The following is a 17,424-nucleotide window of genomic DNA, read 5'->3' on the forward strand; positions in this document are numbered from 1 at the left end:
GACCATTGAGGAAGGAGGCGAAGTAATGGCAAACGCAAAGAACACCGCTGCAGTGGCTGAGCTGAAGAACCGTTTCGAAGAAGCGAATTCTGTCGTGCTCACCGAGTACCGTGGCCTGTCTGTTGCACAGACCACCGAGCTGCGTCGTGCACTTGGTGCTGATGTCCAGTACTCCGTCGCCAAGAACACCATGATCAAGCTGGCCGCTAAAGAGGCTGGCGTTGAAGGTCTTGATGATCTCCTTACCGGACCCACCGCTGTTGCCTTTATTAAGGGAGAGGCTGTTGACGCAGCTAAGGCGCTGAAGAAGTTCGGCAAGGACAACAAGGCATTCGTGGTCAAGGGTGGCTACATGGACGGCAACGCTCTGAGCGCAGCTCAGGTCGACGCCATCGCCGAGCTTGATAACCGCGAGACCACTCTCGCAAAGCTTGCTGGCGCCATGCAGGGCAACTTGGCAAAGGCCGCTGGCCTGTTCAACGCTCCCGCTTCTCAGATTGCACGCCTCGGCGCTGCTCTGCAGGAGAAGAAGGACGCCTAAAGGCTTTTGTTGCGCGCCCCGGTGGCGTGTGGCTAGAGTTTTTACACTTTTATAACCATCACTTCGTGGCCTGACGCGAGACCACTGTTCACATGTTCGGTGGTGTTAGGCCGGATAATTTTTGAAAGGACTGCCACCATGGCTAAGTTCACCAACGACGAGCTCATCGAAGCTTTCAAGGAAATGACCCTCATCGAGCTCTCTGAGTTCGTCAAGCTGTTCGAGGAGACCTTCGAGGTCACCGCTGCTGCTCCGGTTGCCGTTGCAGCTGCAGGTGCTCCCGCTGCTGGCGGCGACGCTGCTGAAGAGAAGAGCGAGTTCGACGTCGTTCTCGAGGACGCTGGCGCTAAGAAGATCGGCGTTATCAAGGCTGTCCGCGAGATCGTTTCCGGTCTGGGCCTGAAGGAAGCTAAGGAGCTCGTTGAGGGCGCACCGAAGGCTATCCTCGAGGGTGCTAACAAGGACGATGCTGAGGCTGCCAAGACCAAGCTCGAAGAGGCTGGCGCAAAGGTTACCCTCAAGTAATTGTTGCAGGTGCGCAGCATAGCGCACCATATGCTTGAAGCCGCGGTCACCGTATGGTGGTCGCGGCTTTTGCTATGTCTGGGGGCTTGTGGCTCCCCCGTGGGGTATGACGCCGCGGGGGTTTATGTGCCGGTGGGGTTACGGTGTTTCGCGGGTCTCGATGTGGATGTCGCGTTCTAGTAGCCGGTGGACGGGGCATTTGTTTGCGATTTCTAGCAGTTTTGCCCGTTGTTGTGCGTCGAGTGCGGGGTCGAAGGTGATGTCACGGTGGAAGGTGGTGGTGTCGCCTTCGGATGTGACGTCGACGTGTACTTCGGTGTTTCCGATGTTGTAGCCTTTGCGGCGGGCGTACATTCCCATGGTCATGTGGGTGCAGCCGGCGAGTCCGGCGAGGACCATGTGGAAGGGGTTGGGGCCGAGGTCTTGTGCGCCGGGGACGGACGTGGGTTCGTCGAGGAGCCAGGTGTGGGTGGCGTTGGCGATGGTGGTTGCGAAGTCGGAGCCTTGTGCTTGTTGTGGGGTGGGGGTGCTGGCGGTGACGCCGTTTGCGGGGTGTTGTGGGGTGTTGACGTCGTTGGGTTGGGTGTTGACGTCGCGGGTGGGGATCTCAATGTTTTTTGTGGACATGTCCGTTATAACGCGTTTGCTTGTGTCAGTATTCCCCACCCACCGGCCTGGGTGGCCCTGTTCCTGGGCGGGTGGCATGTTCGTTGGTCTGGGCATCTAGCGGTGAACAGTAGGCGTTAGCAGCATAAAAGATGCGGCGCGCCCCTTATCTGTGGGGTGCGCCGCCGCGGGTGGTGTGTGGGGCTAGTGGTTGTGCCTTACTTCTCGGTGAAGTTCTTCAGTGCTGCTGCGAGTGCCGCAGGAAGCAGGTTGAAGATGGGGCCGTCGGGGTTGTTGAGTAGTCCGACGAGTGCCCCGAGGATGCCACCGAACAGGCCGAGGATTCCAAACACTGCTGGGATCCATTGCCAGATACCCCATTCACTGGCGCCACTGGGTGTGGTTCCGCCGGGGTTGGTGTCGTCGCCACCACCCGGGGTTGTGGTGCCGCCTTCGACTGTGGCTTCGGTGAAGTCAAGGCCCAGTGCGAGGGGGGCTTTCTTTCCTGCTGGTTCATCTGGGTTGGAGGTGTACCAGTAGGAGCTCAGGCCGGTGTCCAGTTGGAAGTCCACCATGTTTTGGGGCCATGCGCCCCAGCCGAGTGCGGTGCGGTTTTGCGGTGTTGCATCGCCGGTGACTTCTACTTCGACTCCGCTGTAGTCTGGGTCGATTGTGATGACGCCTTCTGGGGTGATCTTGATACCGGAGAAGGTGGCGATGGTTTGGCGTTCCCGCGGTGCAACTTCGTGCTTGTGGGTGGGGTCGTCCATTTGGGAGCCGTAGCCGGAGAGGTCGGCGGTGAGTGTGCCGATTCCGTTGTTGTCTACATCGAGGGTGGGGTTGGTGATGGTGAAGGGCACCATGCCGCCGTAGAAGTTGACGCTGAATGCGCCTTCCCAGTCGATGTGTGCGGAACCGTCTGCCCCGAGGGTGCCTTTACCTTGCTTGAAGCGGACGACTTGCTGTTTGCCGTCTTTGAGGAAGGCGTTGCGCTTGTCGTGGGTGGGGGCGGTGCCGGGGTCTTGGGCGATGGCGGGATCGACGATTGCTACGGAGACGTTGCCGTCTTCGGTGCTGTAGGTCGATTCGCTGCCGTCGGAGGTGCCGGCGCTCAGGTAGTTGGAGCCGCCTGCCGGGGGCCGGTGTTGGATTTCGTTGCCGACGCCCCATTGGAGGGTGACGTCGGTGACGGTTGCTGTGGCACCGGGTTCCGCGGCGTCATCATTGTTGACGCCGATGGTTGCGACGCGGCTGTAGGTGGTGCCGTTGCTGTTGTGCGCTTTGATGCGCAGTTGGGTGCCGTTCATGTCGCCGTTGACGGAGGCGACGGTGAGGGTGGCGTTGCCTTCACCGTTGTTGATGGTGAAGTTGTCGTCGCTAGCGGGGATGTCGATCCATAGGCCGGAGGTGCGGTCGTAGCGCTGCCAGGTGAACTCCGGTTCGGGTGAGCCGGTGGCGGTGGCGTGGAAGACGGGCTGGGTGCCTGCTTCGGCCTTGAGGCTGCGCGGGTGCTGGATGATGTCCGGTGCGCTGTTGACGGTTAGGGTTGCGCTGTCGGAAGCGACGGAGCCTAGGTCGTCGGTGATCACGGCGCGGTAGACGGTGCCGTTTGCTTCTTTGTTTGCGGTGACGTCGAGGGTGTCACTGGTGGCGCCGTCGATGTCAGCGAAGCGGGTGGTTCCGGGTGCTTTGGATTGCCACTTGATGGTGGCGTCGCCGGTGTGTTCGCCGAGACCAACGGTGAAGGTAGCAGTGCCGGATTCTCCCGTGCCGAGGTCGACTGTTTGGTCAGTGGGCTGCCCAGTGATGGACGCGTAGGTGCCCTTGTATGCGAACTTGTGGACTTCCTCTAGTGAGGAGTTTTGGTCGCGACCTACCAACACGATGTCGCTATTAGGCAGGGTGATAATTTGCCCGAGGAAGGTGATGCTGGGAATGACTAGCCGAGGGTCGGTGAAAGAACTAAGAATGCCATCTTTATTGGAAATAAACACAGAGCTCGGTGAGGAGGCGTAGGAGACCAGGTAGTTTCGGTTACGGTCGATAGTGGAAGATGCATAGATGTCTTGATCGCCAAAAATCGGTTCAGTAATCGGGGTGGTTTCTGAGCCGCTTATCGTGTAGTAGCGACCGATTTCAGGAAAGCTCCCCGCACTTCCGATGAGCTCGCTGTTATTACCTTCAAGGACTCCAGCGTAAGTGCGCGCCTGTAGAGCAGCATTGCTGTCGTCAATGGTGCTCGGCGTCATATCTGCTAGGAAGTGGCTGTTTGCAGTATTGGCTGCTAGATCAACTTTGATGAGTAGCGGGCGCGCTGGGATGAAGCTGAAATCTTCCACTCGGAAGCCGCTGCTGGTACCAAAAACGTAGGAGCCGTCTGATAGGACGGTGGGCACATCCCACAGTGCGCAAGAATTTAGGGAACATAGACTCCCCCACTTCCAGCGGTTGTCTTGAGCAGTGAAAGCGTTGCTGCCGGGGATTTCGCCGACATTGGGGTGGACCTGAAGCTGAGGCTGTTCCTCAGGCTGTGCGATGTCGATGAAGCGAAGCCCGATGGATGCGCTCTGTCCTGGTGTAGCTATTGAAGAGATGACAATCAGGCGTTGGCGTACATGGTCCCAAAAAAGTCCACGAATATTTTTATCCGTGATGTTAGTCAGTGTTGCAGGTGCTGATAGCTTGTTCCCTTCTACGGATACCACGTCGATGGTGTATGTATTTCGCTCATCGGGATTGCGGTGAAGAACAAAAAGTTTTGATTGTCCGTCTGAAGTATAGGAATATTTATCGCTTTTCAGCAGCTTGACAGAGCTGGTGCTGGTTTCTTGCATCGATGCCGGATCGATTAGCTGAATGTTAACCGCAGCATTGTCGGTCCGTATGTCTACAGGGCTGACGATTGCAATGTTGTTGTTCGGCTGGAGTGAAATGAGCTGATGAGAGCCTGAATTCGGTTCGGTATTAAGTGCGAATGACTCGGCTAGCTCGTAGTGGGGGGCCGAAGGCTTGTTGATTTCTTCGAGAGCAGGTTTGCCGCCCGGCCCCTTGTAACTAATGGCGACGGGATCGGCTTGGGTCCCTGGAGAATAGAGGGGGACTTCGGCGATCAACGTTTCAATGTTTGACCAGTTGGTTTCATCATCCAGGGAGGAAAAGGTGGATTTACTCAGATCCAGCGTCGAGACGGTGATGCGACCGTAATCCTCAATTTTCCCGGGGTTTTCCCGAGATGAACCCTTGTAATTTGCGGTGATGACCTGCTGCTCGGAAGAAATGTCGATACTGACGTCACTGAAAGTGATGTCCAGGAGATAGATATCGCCCTCCTTGTACCACTGGTAATGCAGGGTTCCGTCAAGGTCTAAGTGGGTGGCGTTGGTCGTTTTGTTAAAGGTTCCTTGTTTGATTGGCCAGACATATTCGCCGGTTTCTCCCACCTTAACGCCGCCGGAGAGGGTGACGGCGGTGGGGCCGGTGTAGTTGCGCCAAGACTTCTTGAAACCCCACACCACGGTGCCGTCGGTAATTTCTGTGAGTTCGGATTCGTCCGCTGCTGCTGGTGTAGGTGCCCCGAGAATACCAAGCACAAGGGAGAGGGACGCTAGGAGGCTGGCGAGGATTCGCGCCCAGGCCTGTCGTGGAATGCTCATGATGCTCTTTTCATGCGTTTAGGGGTTCGTAAGATTTACGAACCCCTAGGTGTGGCAGGTGGAAGGTCGACTTATGGCAGAACGATGAAGTAGCCGTCGGTATCTGCGGCTTGCTGGCCGCGGAAGCCCTTGCCGTGATCCTGGACAATCAGAATTTCAGCGCGGGTTTGGTCGAAGTTGATGTCAGGTCGATTCTTCTGGCCAGGCAAGTTCTGGTGTGCGTTAGGCGCGTACTGGACAACCCGGATGTCTGCTTCGAGATGTCCCTTGTTGTCGGTGGTTGCGCTGACCTTAGTGTCAGCCGCACAAGCAGGAATCTTGATGCCAAACATGAAGTCATAAGCATCTGCGGTGCACTGGCCAAGCAGGTACTTGGTGTTAGGCTTCAGGCCATCAGTGACGACAGTGATGGTGTCGCCGTCGTTGTACTCGGTCTGGGCGTCAACGATGCTTGCGTTGTTGAGGTCGTTGCCCTCGTATGCCTGTGCAGCGGGGGTTCCGGCGAATGCGCCGATGGTGAACAGGGTGCCGGTGATAGCGACGGTAGCGATCTTCTTCATGAAGACCCCTTTCTTTATATCGGGTCAATCCCCCTCCCGCTCGAAAAGGGGACGAGGTATGAAGCGAGTGGTATGTACTGCCGGTGCTACAGCCATCGATCGTCGGTGTCGCTGACTTCAACTTCCGAACTAGCGGTGTAGCAATGCCTAAGTTAAACCAGTACAACCTAGTGTGCAAGGGTTTCGGGAAAAATTTTTGTTAGCGGGGGTAGAAAGGTTGATGCCCGCCCGGCGCGGCGCCGCACGCTACTACTGCTATATATGTTCTGATCTGTGACTTTGCTCCACCGGCTGGGTGGATAATGAAGGGACGCTGCGGTGATAGGTGGAGGTAACCTTCTCTCGGTATTGTCGACCTAAAACCGCACTAGAGGCCGCCAAAAAACACGACGCCCACCACGCATGCTGACGCTATTGCACTAAGCAAGACCGCCGGAACGAAACGCAGCACAAACCCCCGGCCGAATGCCCCCAACTGCATAGCAATCAACTTGAAATCCACCATCGGACCCACAACCAAAAACGCCAACTGTGCGGTGGGGGACACCGCTGTAAACGACGCTGCCACAAACGCATCGGCCTCCGAACACAGCGACAGTACGATCGCCAACACAACCATCACAGCTATCAACAACCACGGGGTGTCCGCGAGCCCCAAAAACCACTGTGCTGGAACAATGACCTTCACTGCAGCGGCCAGCGCAGCCCCCACCACCAGATAGCTGGCAGCTGGGAAGAAATCAGCCAGCGCTGCATCCCTAAACACCTCCCCCCGAGTCACCGCATTCGCGGCGCAATGCTTGCTTGGGGCGTACTCCCCAAGACGCTCATCATGCTCAGCAAGGGTGCTGTTATCACCCACAATCAACCACAACCACCCCGCGCACAACACAGCCACAACAGCGGCCGCAAACCGGGCCCACGCCATCTGCGGCAAACCATAAAACGCCACCGCAGTAGACACAATCACCACCGGATTCAGCGACGGAGACGCCAAGAGAAAAGACAACGCCGCAGCCGGAGATACCCCCCTGCGCATCAAAGAAGCAGCCACCGGAACAGAAGAACACTCACACCCCGGCAACGCCACCCCCGCAGCACCCGCAGCAGGCACTGCCCAGAAGGGGTTACGCGGCGTCATTCTGCCCAAAAAACTCGCCGGAACAAACGTCGCAATCGACGCCGACACCAACACGCCCAACACCAAAAACGGCAACGCCTGCACACAGATCGCCACCCATAACGACCCCCACGCCTGCAGCCTGCCGGGCAGGGCGAACAGGGGAGAGTGAAACTGCGACACCGTGATCGCCAAAAAAGCTGCCCACAACACGATGCCGACGCTCGAACGGCGCGGGGAAGCCGCAGACCTGGACGGTGAATCTAACGGCGCGCTCATAGATAGGGGTCCTTCGGGGTGTCAATCGCGCGAACAGTTGAAGCATCGATAGTGGGAAACAGTGGAGTCGGCGTGCCAGGGGGAGCATCAGGCGGCAGAACCACCCCTGTGACCTGCACCCACTGATCCTCCTGAGGTAGAGCGGCGGACCCGCCCCGGGCATTGCCAGCAGTGCTGGGAATGCGCACCGCGACGGTATAGGGCACGGCGTCTGCCGCACAACAGTAAATCTTGTAGCGGCTCACCAACACCTCCATCGCACCATCGGTCGGCTGCTCGGAAGTATCCTGCCCGCCAGCCCCACGCGAACCACGCTCATGCGGATAAGACACGAACCCTTCGAAACGCACCTGGTGACCATCCAAGCTGTGCGCATCGCCAAAAACGTAACGGTCCTGGATGTCCTCCAACGTCACCTCATTGAGCCCATCGCCCAGCGGCGGAAAAGAGTGCGGAGTGCTTCGTACAAAAGAACGGTGAGGCCCACCCCCAACACTCCCAGCGGCAGCATCGCCCGCCGCAAGCACGCCATTGTGTCCTAGTGACCCAGCCCCCAACGCGCCGGGCGCAGCCAACACCAGCAGCACCGCAGGCGACAGTAACACGCACGCTGCTAAAAGATCATGACGCCGCGATGCTCCCCACCGGTGCGCACCATCACCGCCCAGGCGAGTCCAGAGTGCCCACAGGGACGAAATAACAATCAACGCAGAAGCCAAGCCGACAAACGGCAACCAAAAACCCTGTACATAGGCCGCGGCCCGCCCAGAGATAGCCAGAATGAGGCAGCTAAACCCCAACAGCGCGCAGGCCACTAACTGGGTCGTGGACAGCCGGTGATCATGATCGTGCTGCACCCACGGGCCTCCTCGTCGTCAAACGTTTCTGACGGCAAGCATAGTCAGTATGATTGCGGGCATGTCCGCACGCCCACGCCGCACAGCAGCAACCGCCACAACCATCTTCTTGGGGGCAGGTTTGGCCGTCGGTTCCCTGGTCTATCCGACCATCGCACCAAACCCCACCGGCATTGATGCGAGCTCCGGGCCGTGGACCATCACCATCACCGATGACGCCGCGGGGCTCACTGAACAACAGCACGTCGAGTTTCCCGGGCCCAATGGTGACTTCGGCCCGCAAGGGCAGCAGGTGCTTACCGCTCGTCTGGGCATCACCACCATCGCCGCACCGAACGCTGGTAGTGCCGGTAGTGCGGACAGTGAGGGGAGTGCTGGCAATGCGGGCAGTGCTGGCAGTGGGGGTAGTGCTGGTGGCGACGATGGCTTGGAGGGGCTCATCGACGCCACCGTCATGGCCGCAGAATTCACCCCCGCCACCGGGGAGCTCACAAGCCCCGTCACGGTCTCGCGGACCCTCGGCATGCCCACCCAACAAATCACGCCCCCTCAAGGCGCTGTGTGGCTGACCTTCCCCGAGCGTGCCCAGGCCGACAGCTACACCGTCTTCGACCCCATCAGCATGAAAACCAGCGAAGCCACCCGGCTCGAACCCTCCCCCAACAATGGCACCACAGACAATGACGCCGCGGGGCTTGAGGCGCGCGCCGGCAGTTACGGACGCGACGTCATTACCTACAGACAAAACTTAGGGAAAGACGCCAACGGGCGGGACTTTTATGTGGATTATGTCGTCGACGAAGCCAGCGGGGTAGTGCTGGACCGTGCCGAAAGGCGCCCCATGTCCGATGGCCGTGACGGCGTGTTTCAGGGGCAAGCGACGCAGGAGAGCGTGGACGCGATGATCGCCTACGTCGACGCACTGCCGAACCCAGCAGTCCGCACATGGGCTGTGCGTGTCGCGGGTGTCGTTGGTGGTTTGCTGCTTTTAGTTGGGGTAGGGTTAGCGCTCACGCAGACACGGCGTGGTCGTGCAGCAAGAACCACGCCAAAGAAGTGATAAGATTCACACTTTACATTTGCCGCTGGATCCTATAGGCTTAACCGTTGCGCTGGGATTAGTTGAAGGCGCATGTATAAGGAAAAGCCCCTGCTACGCAGTGAAAACCGTGCAGCAGAGCATAAAAACAGGCCTTGTAAACAAACCGAAAAAACCGGTTTGACAAGGCCATTTAGTGCTATCTGGGCGCGACATAAGCATCGTGTGCACACAGTGCGCACCGCGACGTCAACACCTTATAACTGTCCGCAACTAAACCCACTAAGCAGACAGATATATCTATAACCAATTCAGCGGATGCGGTGGTCATATGGCGGACCATCGGCCGCGTGAGGTGCTGGAAGGACGCATCTTGGCAGTCTCCCGCCAGACCAAGACAGACACGTCAATGGCCGAAATTCCCGGGGCTCCCGAACGTTACTCGTTCGCGAAGATCACCGAACCAATCGAGGTCCCAGGTCTACTCGACCTGCAACTCGACTCATTTGCCTGGCTCGTCGGCACGCCCGAGTGGCGCGAACGCACCCAGGCCGAAATCGGAGAGGGCAACCGCGTAACCAGCGGCCTCGAAGACATTCTCGAAGAACTCTCCCCAATCCAGGACTACTCCGGGACCATGTCGCTGTCCCTGTCCGAGCCTCGATTCGAAGAAGTCAAAAACTCCATCGACGAGTGCAAAGACAAAGACATCAACTACTCTGCGCCGCTCTACGTGACCGCAGAGTTCATCAACAACGAAACCCAGGAGATCAAGTCCCAGACCGTCTTCATCGGCGACTTCCCGATGATGACCGACAAGGGCACCTTCATCGTCAACGGCACCGAACGTGTCGTCGTCTCCCAGCTCGTGCGTTCCCCCGGTGTCTACTTCGATCGGACAATCGACAAGTCCACCGAACGCCCCCTGCACTCCGTGAAGGTCATCCCCTCCCGCGGCGCATGGCTCGAATTTGACGTCGACAAGCGCGACACCGTCGGTGTCCGCATCGACCGCAAACGCCGCCAGCCCGTCACCGTTCTGCTCAAGGCCCTTGGATGGACCACCGAGCAGATCACCGAACGCTTCGGCTTCTCCGAAATCATGATGACCACCCTCGAAAACGACGGCGTGGCCAACACTGACGAAGCCCTCCTCGAGATCTACCGCAAGCAGCGCCCGGGCGAACAGCCCACCCGCGACCTTGCACAGTCTCTCCTGGACAACAGCTTCTTCCGCGCCAAGCGCTACGACCTCGCCAAGGTTGGCCGCTACAAGGTCAACCGCAAGCTCGGCCTCGGCGGCGACCACGAGGGCCTCATGACCCTCACCGAAGAAGATATCGCCACCACCCTGGAATACCTCGTGCGCCTGCACGCTGGTGAAACCCAGATGACCTCGCCCAACGGCACCGTCATCCCCGTGGAAACCGACGACATTGACCACTTTGGCAACCGTCGTCTGCGCACCGTCGGCGAACTCATCCAAAACCAGGTCCGCGTCGGCCTGTCCCGCATGGAGCGCGTCGTCCGCGAACGCATGACCACCCAGGACGCCGAATCGATCACGCCTACCTCCCTGATCAACGTGCGCCCCGTGTCTGCGGCCATCCGCGAGTTCTTCGGAACCTCCCAGATGTCCCAGTTCATGGACCAGAACAACTCCCTATCTGGCCTGACCAACAAGCGTCGTCTGTCTGCCCTCGGCCCCGGCGGCCTCTCCCGCGAACGCGCGGGCATCGAGGTCCGCGACGTCCACCCGTCTCACTACGGCCGCATGTGCCCCATTGAGACCCCCGAAGGCCCCAACATCGGCCTGATCGGCTCTCTGTCGTGCTACGCCCGCGTCAACTCCTTCGGTTTCATCGAAACCCCCTACCGCAAGATCGTTGATGGTCACATCACCGACGAGGTTCACTACCTCACCGCTGATGAAGAGGACCGCTACGTCGTCGCGCAGGCTAACACCCCGCACGACAAAGACGGCAAGATCACCGAAGAACGCATCGTCGTCCGCACCAAGGGTGGAAACATCGAGGTCGTTGGACCCGAAGCCATCGAATACATGGACGTATCCCCGCGTCAGATGGTCTCCGTCGCAACCGCGATGATTCCCTTCCTTGAGCACGACGATGCAAACCGTGCCCTCATGGGTGCCAACATGCAGCGTCAGGCCGTGCCGCTCGTCCGTTCCGAAGCCCCGTTGGTTGGTACCGGCATGGAGCTCCGCGCAGCCTACGACGCCGGCGACATGATCATCAACGCCAAGGGCGGCGTTGTCGAGAACGTCTGCGCCGACTACATCACCGTCATGGCTGACGACGGCACCCGCGACACCTACATGCTGCGCAAATTCCAGCGCACCAACCAGGGTACCTGCTACAACCAGAAGCCCCTCGTTGACATGGGTCAGCGCGTCGAAGCCGGCCAGGTCATCGCCGACGGCCCCGGCACCGACAACGGTGAAATGGCCCTCGGCCGTAACCTCCTCGTGGCATTCATGCCTTGGGAAGGCCACAACTACGAGGACGCCATCATCTTGAACCAGCGTCTGGTTGAAGAAGACATCCTCACCTCCATCCACATTGAGGAACACGAAATTGACGCCCGCGACACCAAGCTTGGTGCCGAGGAAATCACCCGTGAAATCCCCAACGTGAGCGAAGACGTCCTCAAGGACCTCGACGAGCGCGGCATCGTCCGCATCGGCGCCGACGTCCGCGACGGCGACATCCTCGTCGGTAAGGTCACCCCGAAGGGTGAAACCGAGCTGACCCCCGAAGAGCGCCTCCTGCGCGCCATCTTCGGTGAAAAGGCACGCGAAGTGCGCGACACCTCCATGAAGGTGCCCCACGGCGAAACCGGCAAGGTCATCTCCGTCCGCCGCTTCTCCCGCGAAGAAGACGACGATCTCGCCCCCGGCGTCAACGAAATGATCCGCGTCTACGTCGCCCAGAAGCGCAAGATCCAGGACGGCGACAAGCTCGCTGGACGCCACGGCAACAAGGGCGTCGTCGGCAAGATCCTCCCCGCCGAAGACATGCCCTTCCTGCCCGACGGTACCCCCGTTGACATCATCCTCAACACCCACGGTGTGCCCCGTCGTATGAACATCGGGCAGGTTCTCGAAGTTCACCTCGGTTGGCTAGCAGCCGCCGGCTGGAACATCGACACCAACAACCCGGAGAACAAGGAACTCATGGAGATTCTCCCCGAGGAGCTCTACGACGTTCCCGCTGGCTCGCTCACCGCGACCCCCGTGTTCGACGGCGCATCCAACGCAGAGCTCGCCGGCCTGCTGGCAAACTCCCGCCCCAACCGCGACGGCGACGTCATGGTCGATGGCGATGGCAAAGCCCAGCTGATCGACGGCCGCTCCGGCGAACCCTTCCCGTACCCAGTGTCTGTCGGCTACATGTACATGCTGAAGCTGCACCACCTGGTCGACGAGAAGATCCACGCCCGCTCCACCGGCCCCTACTCTATGATCACCCAGCAGCCGCTCGGTGGTAAGGCACAGTTCGGTGGCCAGCGCTTCGGCGAAATGGAGGTGTGGGCAATGCAGGCATACGGTGCTGCCTACACCCTGCAGGAACTGTTGACCATCAAGTCCGACGACGTCGTCGGCCGCGTGAAGGTCTACGAAGCCATCGTCAAGGGCGAAAACATCCCGGATCCGGGCATCCCGGAATCCTTCAAGGTGTTGCTCAAGGAGCTGCAGTCGCTCTGCCTCAACGTTGAGGTCCTCGCAGCAGATGGCACCCCCATGGAACTCGGTGGTTCTGACGACGACGAGTACGACGCCGCAGGTGCAACCCTCGGCATCAACCTCTCTCGCGACGAACGCTCGGATGCAGACTCCGCCTAAACGTTTGCGACCCACAAGTTCTTAAGTAACAAAATGAACCCCCGGGAATTAGCCCGGGAGGAAAGGGAGTTACGTGCTCGACGTCAACTACTTCGACGAGCTCCGCATTGGGCTCGCAACAGCCGACGACATCCGCCGTTGGTCCAAGGGCGAGGTCAAGAAGCCGGAGACCATCAACTACCGAACCCTCAAGCCGGAGAAGGACGGCCTCTTCTGTGAGCGCATCTTCGGTCCCACCCGCGACTGGGAATGTGCCTGTGGCAAATACAAGCGCGTTCGCTACAAGGGCATCATCTGTGAACGCTGTGGCGTAGAAGTCACCAAGTCCAAGGTGCGCCGTGAGCGCATGGGCCACATTGAGCTTGCTGCTCCCGTGACCCACATCTGGTACTTCAAGGGTGTTCCCTCACGCCTCGGCTACCTGCTCGACCTTGCTCCCAAGGAACTCGAGCGCATCATCTACTTCGCTGCGAACATCATCACCAGCGTTGACGATGAAGCACGCCACAACGACCTGTCCACCCTCGAAGCAGAAATGCTCCTCGAGAAGAAGGACGTTGAAGCCGACGCAGAATCCGACATTGCTGACCGCGCAGCAAAGCTCGAAGCCGACCTGGCAGAGCTCGAAGCAGCCGGCGCAAAGGCCGACGCGCGCCGCAAGGTACAAAACGCCGCAGAGAAGGAAATGACGCACATCCGCGAACGCGCGGAACGTGAAGTCGCCCGACTCGAAGAAATCTGGCAGACCTTCGTCAAGCTTGCCCCCAAGCAGATGATCGTCGACGAGTCCATCTACACCGAACTCGTTGACCGCTACGAGGATTACTTCACCGGCGGCATGGGTGCAGAAGCCATCCAAACCCTCATCCGCAACTTTGACCTCGACGCAGAGGCCGAAGAACTGCGCACCATCATCAACGAGGGCAAAGGCCAGAAGAAGATGCGCGCACTCAAGCGCCTCAAGGTCGTCGCAGCGTTCCAGCGCTCCGGCAACGACCCTGCAGGCATGGTGCTTGACTGCATTCCGGTCATCCCCCCGGAGCTTCGCCCCATGGTGCAGCTCGACGGTGGCCGCTTCGCAACCTCTGACCTCAACGACCTCTACCGTCGCGTCATCAACCGCAACAACCGCTTGAAGCGCATGATCGACCTCGGTGCCCCCGAGATCATCGTGAACAACGAAAAGCGCATGCTGCAGGAATCCGTTGACGCCCTGTTCGACAACGGCCGTCGCGGCCGCCCCGTCACAGGCCCTGGTAACCGCATGCTGAAGTCCCTGAGCGACCTGCTCAAGGGCAAGCAGGGCCGCTTCCGTCAGAACCTGCTCGGTAAGCGCGTCGACTACTCTGGTCGTTCCGTTATTATCGTCGGCCCCCAGCTGCGCCTCCACGAATGTGGTCTGCCGAAGCTGATGGCCCTCGAGCTCTTCAAGCCCTTCGTCATGAAGCGTCTCGTCGAGCACGAATACGCACAGAACATCAAGTCCGCCAAGCGCATGGTGGAACGCCAGCGCCCCGAGGTGTGGGACGTCCTCGAAGAGGCCATCTCCCAGCACCCCGTGATGCTGAACCGTGCACCTACCCTGCACCGCCTTGGTATCCAGGCCTTCGAGCCCGTGCTCGTCGAAGGTAAAGCCATCCAGCTGCACCCCCTGGCCTGTGAAGCGTTCAACGCCGACTTCGACGGTGACCAGATGGCAGTCCACCTGCCCCTGAGCGCCGAAGCCCAGGCAGAGGCTCGCATTCTCATGCTCGCCTCCAACAACATCTTGTCCCCGGCCTCCGGTAAGCCACTGGCAATGCCGCGCCTGGACATGGTGACCGGCCTGTACTTCCTCACCCTCGAAAAGGGCCGCGACGAATTCGGTGGCCAAGGCGCCTACACCCCCGCCACTGAAGACGCTCCCGCTACCGGTGTGTACTCCTCCGTCAACGAAGCCATCATGGCTTACGACCGCGGTGTACTGGGCCTCCAAGCCCCGATCAAGGTACGCATCTCGCACCTTCGACCCCCGGCAGACATCGAAGCAGAGCAGTTCCCCGACGGCTGGAACAAGGGCGACACCTGGTTGGCAAACACCACCCTGGGCCGCGTGAAGTTCAACGAGCTCCTCCCGTGGAACTACCCCTACCTCGAAGGCGTCATGGTCCGCAAGGGCGGCGGCACCGACAAGATCATGCTCGGCGACGTCATTAATGACCTCGCTGCACGCTACCCGATGATCACCGTGGCACAGACCATGGACAAGATGAAGGACTCCGGCTTCTACTGGGCAACCCGTTCCGGCGTCACCATCACCATGTCTGACGTGCTCGTTTTGCCGAACAAGGACGAAATCCTTGACCGCTACGAAGCCGAAGCCAGCGAGATCGAGCGTAAGTACTGGCAACAGGGTGCACTCACCCCGCGCGAGCGCTATGACCGCCTCGTCGAACTGTGGAAGGACGCAACCGACACCGTCGGTAAGGCAGTCGAAGACCTGTACCCCGACGATAACCCGATCCCCATGATCGTGAAGTCCGGTGCCGCAGGTAACATGCGTCAGATCTGGACCCTGGCCGGCATGAAGGGCATGGTCGTGAACTCCAAGGGTGAATACATCACCCGACCGATCAAGACCTCCTTCCGTGAAGGCCTCACCGTTCTCGAGTACTTCAACAACTCCCACGGTTCCCGTAAGGGCCTGGCCGACACCGCTCTGCGTACCGCAGACTCCGGCTACCTCACCCGTCGTCTCGTCGACGTCGCACAGGACGTCATCGTCCGCGAAGAAGACTGCGCAACCCGCCAGGGCATCAAACTGCCCGTCGCTGTTGCCAACGGTGACGGCACTTTCCACCGCCACAGCCTGGTTGAAACCTCCGTCCTCGGCCGCGTCCTCGCAGCCGACGCCATCGGCGCAAACGGTGAGGTTGTCCTGCCCGCAGGCACTGAGCTTGGCGAACTGGATGTCGACGCACTGGTCAAGGGCGGCGTCGAGGAAGCCAAGCTGCGCTCCGTACTCACCTGCCAGACACCCACCGGTGTCTGCGCCAAGTGCTACGGCAAGTCCATGGCCTCCGGCAAACAGGTCGACATCGGCGAAGCCGTCGGTATCGTCGCTGCACAGTCCATTGGTGAGCCCGGTACCCAGCTGACAATGCGTACCTTCCACCAAGGTGGTGTCGGTGGCGACATTACCGGTGGTCTGCCGCGTGTCCAGGAACTGTTCGAGGCCCGCGTTCCCAAGAACAAGGCCCCGATCGCTTCCGTCGCCGGCACCATCAAGCTGGAAGACGAAGGCAACTTCTACACCCTCACCATCACCCCGGACGACGGCGGCGACGATGTGGTCTACGAGAAGCTGTCCAAGCGTCAAGGCCTCGCCATGATCAAGGTCCCGATGGAGTCCAACCCGGGCGCACACATCGAGCGCACTCTTCAAGACGGCGACCACGTCACCGTCGGCGAGCGTCTACTCCGTGGCCCCGCCGACCCGCACGACGTCCTTGAAATCCTGGGCCGTCGCGGCGTCGAACAGCACCTCATCGACGAAGTGCAGGCCGTCTACCGTGCACAGGGTGTGGCCATCCACGACAAGCACATCGAAATCATCATCCGACAGATGCTGCGTCGCGGAACCGTCATCGAATCCGGCTCCACCGAATTCCTCCCCGGCACCCTCGTGGATCTGTCCGAAGCGAAGATGGCAAACAAGGAAGCAGTGCAGTCCGGCGGCCAGCCCGCAGAGCTGCGCTCCGAGATCATGGGTATCACCAAGGCCTCGCTCGCAACCGAGTCCTGGCTGTCGGCGGCCTCCTTCCAGGAGACTACCCGTGTCCTCACCGACGCTGCCATCAACAAGCGCTCCGACAAGCTGATCGGCCTGAAGGAAAACGTCATCATCGGTAAGCTGATCCCGGCTGGTACCGGCATCGCCCGCTACCGCAACATCCAGGTCAAGCCGACCGAGGCCGCACGCAACGCTGCGTACTCGATCCCGACCTACGGTGACAGCATCTACGGCGACGACACCTTCGGTGACTTCACTGGCGCTGCCGTTCCGCTGGATGACTTCAGCTAGGCAGTAGCATTGTCCGGTCGATGATCGGATAAGCGAAGCGCCCTCACGGTTACCGTGGGGGCGTTTTCGTCTCTGTCGAGGAGCAGAGAAAGTACAAAAAACCGGCAGATTTGCCACCACAGAATCCGCGACCTGCAGAAATCCAAGTGGAAAAGGCAAATCTGCCGGTTTTCTGTACCCCAACCGACGGGGGAGATAGCCGGGCAAGGGATTACCGGGGCAGCAAAGTCGTCATTCCGCTCAGGCCTTCTGTGAAGGCGGCGATGTCCTTCCAGCTGTCGCTGCGGGGGAGCTGGATTCTATCAGGTCGCTTGAG

General features: G+C 59.7%; 10 protein-coding genes. 5 read left to right on the plus strand and 5 right to left on the minus strand.

Annotated features, from left to right (window positions below):
- The first annotated feature begins 25 nt into the window (after positions 1–25).
- On the plus strand, positions 26–541 hold the full coding sequence (rplJ, locus tag CARG_RS01125) for a 50S ribosomal protein L10 (protein WP_020975546.1): 516 nt from the start codon (positions 26–28) through the stop codon (positions 539–541).
- Positions 542–679: 138 nt separating this feature from the next.
- Positions 680–1,066 (plus strand): 50S ribosomal protein L7/L12, encoded by a 387-nt coding sequence (rplL, locus tag CARG_RS01130; protein ID WP_020975547.1) that lies wholly within the window; start codon positions 680–682, stop codon positions 1,064–1,066.
- 138 nt (positions 1,067–1,204) lie between these two features.
- Here the strand turns inward: rplL and CARG_RS01135 are convergent, their stop codons facing one another.
- The 5 genes from CARG_RS01135 to CARG_RS01155 form a co-directional block, all read right to left on the minus strand.
- Complete coding sequence (locus tag CARG_RS01135) at positions 1,205–1,693, minus strand: OsmC family protein (protein WP_020975548.1); 489 nt, start codon at positions 1,691–1,693, stop codon at positions 1,205–1,207.
- A 197-nt stretch (positions 1,694–1,890) separates the two neighbouring features.
- Positions 1,891–5,325, minus strand: a complete 3,435-nt coding sequence (locus tag CARG_RS09490) for an HtaA domain-containing protein (RefSeq protein WP_020975549.1) — start codon at positions 5,323–5,325, stop codon at positions 1,891–1,893.
- Positions 5,326–5,396: 71 nt separating this feature from the next.
- Complete coding sequence (locus CARG_RS01145; RefSeq protein WP_020975550.1) at positions 5,397–5,885, minus strand: neocarzinostatin apoprotein domain-containing protein; 489 nt, start codon at positions 5,883–5,885, stop codon at positions 5,397–5,399.
- A 367-nt stretch (positions 5,886–6,252) separates the two neighbouring features.
- Positions 6,253–7,284 (minus strand): permease, encoded by a 1,032-nt coding sequence (locus CARG_RS01150; protein ID WP_020975551.1) that lies wholly within the window; start codon positions 7,282–7,284, stop codon positions 6,253–6,255.
- Positions 7,281–8,141 carry a TIGR03943 family putative permease subunit gene (locus CARG_RS01155; RefSeq protein WP_020975552.1) on the minus strand — a complete coding sequence of 287 codons (861 nt, stop codon included), beginning with the start codon at positions 8,139–8,141 and terminating at the stop codon, positions 7,281–7,283. The genes CARG_RS01150 and CARG_RS01155 overlap by 4 nt, the downstream gene beginning before the upstream one ends.
- Positions 8,142–8,202: 61 nt before the next feature.
- Here CARG_RS01155 and CARG_RS01160 point away from each other — a divergent pair, with 61 nt between their 5' ends.
- The 3 genes from CARG_RS01160 (at position 8,203) to CARG_RS01170 (ending at position 17,108) form a co-directional block, all read left to right on the plus strand.
- Positions 8,203–9,201 (plus strand): porin PorA family protein, encoded by a 999-nt coding sequence (locus CARG_RS01160; protein ID WP_169733183.1) that lies wholly within the window; start codon positions 8,203–8,205, stop codon positions 9,199–9,201.
- Positions 9,202–9,535: 334 nt separating this feature from the next.
- Positions 9,536–13,045 carry a DNA-directed RNA polymerase subunit beta gene (gene rpoB, locus CARG_RS01165; RefSeq protein ID WP_201769280.1) on the plus strand — a complete coding sequence of 1,170 codons (3,510 nt, stop codon included), beginning with the start codon at positions 9,536–9,538 and terminating at the stop codon, positions 13,043–13,045.
- Between the two features lie 73 nt (positions 13,046–13,118).
- On the plus strand, positions 13,119–17,108 hold the full coding sequence (locus CARG_RS01170; RefSeq protein WP_020975555.1) for a DNA-directed RNA polymerase subunit beta': 3,990 nt from the start codon (positions 13,119–13,121) through the stop codon (positions 17,106–17,108).
- Positions 17,109–17,424 lie beyond the last annotated feature (316 nt).

It is taken from the genome of Corynebacterium argentoratense DSM 44202 (assembly GCF_000590555.1).
GTDB lineage: Bacteria > Actinomycetota > Actinomycetes > Mycobacteriales > Mycobacteriaceae > Corynebacterium > Corynebacterium argentoratense.